Origin of the sequence: uncultured Streptococcus sp. (assembly GCF_963521865.1) — a bacterium.
Taxonomy (GTDB): domain Bacteria; phylum Bacillota; class Bacilli; order Lactobacillales; family Streptococcaceae; genus Streptococcus.
Map to the genome: position 1 here is coordinate 1 of NZ_CAUQWY010000076.1, position 3,834 is coordinate 3,834.

Consider the following 3,834-nt stretch of genomic DNA (forward strand, 5'->3'; position numbering starts at 1 on the left):
CCTTGTTTGATGCAGAAGGAAATAATGCCTTCTTTGATCCAAATGATCCAAAAGGAATGCAGTTGTCAGAAACTGCCTACCATTTCCTTGGCGGTTTGATCAAGCATGCCTACAACTATACTGCCATCATGAACCCAACAGTTAACTCATACAAACGTTTGGTTCCAGGTTATGAAGCGCCTGTTTACATTGCTTGGGCTGGTCGTAACCGTTCGCCACTTGTACGCGTGCCTGCTTCACGTGGTATGGGAACTCGTCTTGAGTTGCGTTCAGTGGATCCGATGGCAAACCCATATATCGCTATGGCGGTTCTTTTGGAAGTTGGTTTGCATGGTATTGAAAATAAAATCGAAGCACCAGCTCCTATCGAAGAAAATATCTACATCATGACAGCAGAAGAGCGTAAGGAAGCTGGTATTACAGACCTTCCATCAACTCTTCACAACGCTTTGAAAGCTTTGACAGAAGATGAGGTTGTCAGAGAAGCTCTTGGAGAACATATCTATACTAGCTTCCTTGAAGCTAAACGTATCGAGTGGGCTAGCTATGCAACCTTCGTTTCACAATGGGAAATTGATAACTATTTAGATCTTTACTAATATAGAAGAAAGATTGCCTGAGGGCGGTCTTTTTTCTTGCATTTTATATCGAGGTGTGATATATTTTATATAACGAAGTGCGATATATCGAACTGAATAGGAGGTGCTTATAAATGGAATTAACGGATAAGGTTCGTCGGGTCTATCTTCCGATGACGGAAACGGGTTTTTATATCTTGTTCTGTTTGCAAAAGGAAGGTCATGGTTATAGTATTACGCAAAAGGTCAAGGAGATGACAGATTCGCAAGTCTTGATTAGTCCTGGAACTATGTATGGAACCTTGTCAAAAATGGAAAAGGATGGTTTGATTTCCTTTGTCCGCGAAGAGGAAAAACGGAAAATCTATCAGATAACAGACTTGGGACGAAAAGTCTTAGATATTGAATTGAAGCGTATTGAGCGCCTCTACAGAAATAGTCGGGAGGAAGGATGATGGAAAAGAAAATTGTTTATCGAATTTTTACAATTGCGGATTATGAGAGGGAGGCTCTATACTTTAGAGAAATGCATGCTAAGGGCTGGAAACTTAGGAAAGTAAGCTATTCTATCTTATTGTTTGTAGTTAAGTATACCTTTGAAAAATGTCAGCCTGAGCAGGTATCTTATCAGTTGGATTTTTACCCAATGGAAAAATCAGAGAGAACCTCCTATTTACAACTATTTAAAGATTGTGGCTGGGAGCATATTACAGACTTTAATAGTTTTTCCTATTTTAGAAAAGCACATTCTGAAATTGAATCGGATGCAGAATTTGAAATCTATAATGACGTTGCTGGGAAGTTAGCTATGGTTAATCGCATTTTAAGACTGCGATTAGTACCTATTTTGCTTTTGCTAGCCATACATATACCATTCTTACTTAAATTGCTCAATAGAAGTAATGCGTATGGTCTATGGAGTTTTCTTGCGGTCGGGCTAGATGTTTTCTTGTCTTTAATCCTTTTGTTAATAGTTGCCTATATTAGCTGGAAGTTATGGCATGAAAAGAAGAAATTATCAGATTTATGATAGGATAGGTATGCTCAAAATTGGAGGGAAAGTCATGATAAATAAAAAGCAATTTCGGATTTTCACCATTGTTGATTTGGACAAGGAAGAAGAGTATTTGCGTGAGATGCACTTGAAAGGCTGGAGATATAGAACAAGTCGTTTTGGTTTTTTCTATTTTGACCAATGCCAACCTGACGATGTCATCTACCGTATCTATGATTCTAGATTTCTTAAAAAATATCAGCATGAACTGCAAGATTTTCGAAATAGAGGTTGGGAATTGATAGAAACAGGTTTTTGTTCGATTCTTCGTAAATCGTCTTCTGATTTACTTCCAGAGGATCAAGTCTATATGGCTAAGGGGCTCAGATGGGAAGTTATGCGATCTAGACTTCGTTCCTGTACAGCTACTTTCTTAGGCGGTCTTGTTGTTTGTATGAGTGTATTTAAAGAAGAACTTTCTATGTCTTTCTTTATTATTTTTCTTTTATATGCTTTAATGATTTCTTATTTAATCCATGGTTTTTTCAGACTTAAAAGGAAATACCAAGTAGATAAACAGTAAGGTTCTAGGTCTTTAGACTGATTTTTAGCACTCTTGTTAAAAGAGTGCTAATTTTTTGAGTTTTTGTCTTGACATTCTCTTTTAAGGGTGTATAATAGAATCATGAGTTAGCACTTGAGCGTATCGAGTGCTAATCGATCAGACAGAAAGGAGTGATGAGATGGTTACAGGGCGTCAGCAGGATATTTTAAATCTGATTATTGACATCTTTACCAAAACGCACGAACCTGTCGGATCCAAAGCCTTGCAAGAGTCTATTAACTCTAGCAGTGCAACCATTCGTAATGACATGGCGGCTCTAGAAAAGCAAGGTTTGCTTGAAAAGGCTCATACTTCAAGTGGTCGGATGCCAAGTGTTGCTGGTTTTCAGTACTATGTGAAACACTCACTGGATTTTGACCGACTGGCTGAAAATGAGGTTTATGAGATTGTCAAAGCCTTTGATCAGGAATTTTTCAAATTGGAGGATATTCTGCAAGAGGCTGCTAATCTACTGACAGACTTGAGTGGCTGTACGGTAGTAGCACTGGATGTTGAGCCGAGCAGGCAACGTTTGACAGCCTTTGATATCGTTGTTTTGGGCCAACATACAGCCTTGGCAGTATTCACCCTAGACGAGTCTCGAACGGTTACTAGTCAGTTTCTGATTCCAAGGAACTTCTTGCAGGAGGATTTGCTGAAACTGAAGAGCATCATTCAGGAACGTTTCCTCGGCCACACCGTTCTAGATATTCACTACAAGATTCGGACGGAGATTCCGCAGATTATCCAGCGTTACTTTACAACAACGGATAATGTGATCGATCTCTTTGAACATATCTTTAAGGAAATGTTCAACGAAAACATTGTGGTGGCGGGCAAGGTTAATCTCTTGAATTTTGCCAATCTAGCAGCCTATCAGTTCTTTGATCAACCGCAAAAGGTGGCTCTGGAGATTCGTGAGGGGTTGCGTGAAGATCAGATGCAAAACGTCCGTGTTGCAGACAGTCAAGAGTCCTGTCTAGCTGACCTAGCGGTGATTAGTAGCAAGTTCCTCATTCCTTATCGGGGAGTTGGAATTCTAGCCATTATCGGTCCAGTTAATCTGGATTACCAACAGCTAATCAACCAAGTCAATGTGGTCAACCGTGTTTTGACCATGAAGTTGACAGATTTTTACCGCTATCTCAGCAGTAATCATTACGAAGTACATTAAGATTGAAATCATTAAAGGAGGCGAAAATGGCCCAAGATATAAAAAATGAAGAAGTAGAAGAAGTTCAAGAAGAGGAAGTTGTGGAAACGGTAGAAGAGACAACTCCTGAGAAGTCTGAATTGGACTTGGCAAATGAACGTGCAGATGAGTTCGAAAATAAATACCTTCGCGCTCATGCAGAGATGCAAAATATCCAACGCCGTGCCAATGAAGAGCGTCAAAACTTGCAACGTTATCGTAGCCAAGACTTGGCAAAAGCGATCCTCCCTTCTTTGGATAACCTTGAACGTGCACTCGCAGTTGAAGGTTTGACAGACGATGTCAAAAAAGGATTGGAGATGGTGCAAGAAAGTTTGATTCACGCTTTGAAAGAAGAAGGAATCGAAGAAATCGCAGCTGACGGTGAATTTGACCATAACTACCATATGGCCATCCAAACTCTCCCAGCAGACGATGAACACCCAGCAGATACCATCGCCCAAGT

The 3,834-nt window shown here is 40.0% G+C and carries 6 protein-coding genes; all 6 read left to right on the top strand.

The features are described from left to right. Positions 1-599: glutamine synthetase family protein (locus RWO85_RS09875; RefSeq protein ID WP_399553594.1), on the top strand; the 599-nt coding region annotated here is incomplete at its 5' end. A 113-nt stretch (positions 600-712) separates the two neighbouring features. Continuing rightward, positions 713-1,033 carry a PadR family transcriptional regulator gene (locus RWO85_RS09880; protein WP_314415655.1) on the top strand — a complete coding sequence of 107 codons (321 nt, stop codon included), beginning with the start codon at positions 713-715 and terminating at the stop codon, positions 1,031-1,033. Continuing rightward, positions 1,033-1,608 carry a DUF2812 domain-containing protein gene (locus tag RWO85_RS09885; RefSeq protein WP_261275499.1) on the top strand — a complete coding sequence of 192 codons (576 nt, stop codon included), beginning with the start codon at positions 1,033-1,035 and terminating at the stop codon, positions 1,606-1,608. The genes RWO85_RS09880 and RWO85_RS09885 overlap by 1 nt, the downstream gene beginning before the upstream one ends. A gap of 34 nt (positions 1,609-1,642) precedes the next feature. Further along, positions 1,643-2,155, top strand: a complete 513-nt coding sequence (locus RWO85_RS09890; protein WP_314415658.1) for a DUF2812 domain-containing protein — start codon at positions 1,643-1,645, stop codon at positions 2,153-2,155. A gap of 160 nt (positions 2,156-2,315) precedes the next feature. Continuing rightward, positions 2,316-3,350, top strand: coding sequence for a heat-inducible transcriptional repressor HrcA (gene hrcA / locus RWO85_RS09895; RefSeq protein WP_219967198.1), 1,035 nt, complete (start codon positions 2,316-2,318; stop codon positions 3,348-3,350). A gap of 26 nt (positions 3,351-3,376) precedes the next feature. Next, the coding region (grpE, locus tag RWO85_RS09900) for a nucleotide exchange factor GrpE (RefSeq protein ID WP_314415661.1) at positions 3,377-3,834 on the top strand (458 nt) is incomplete at its 3' end.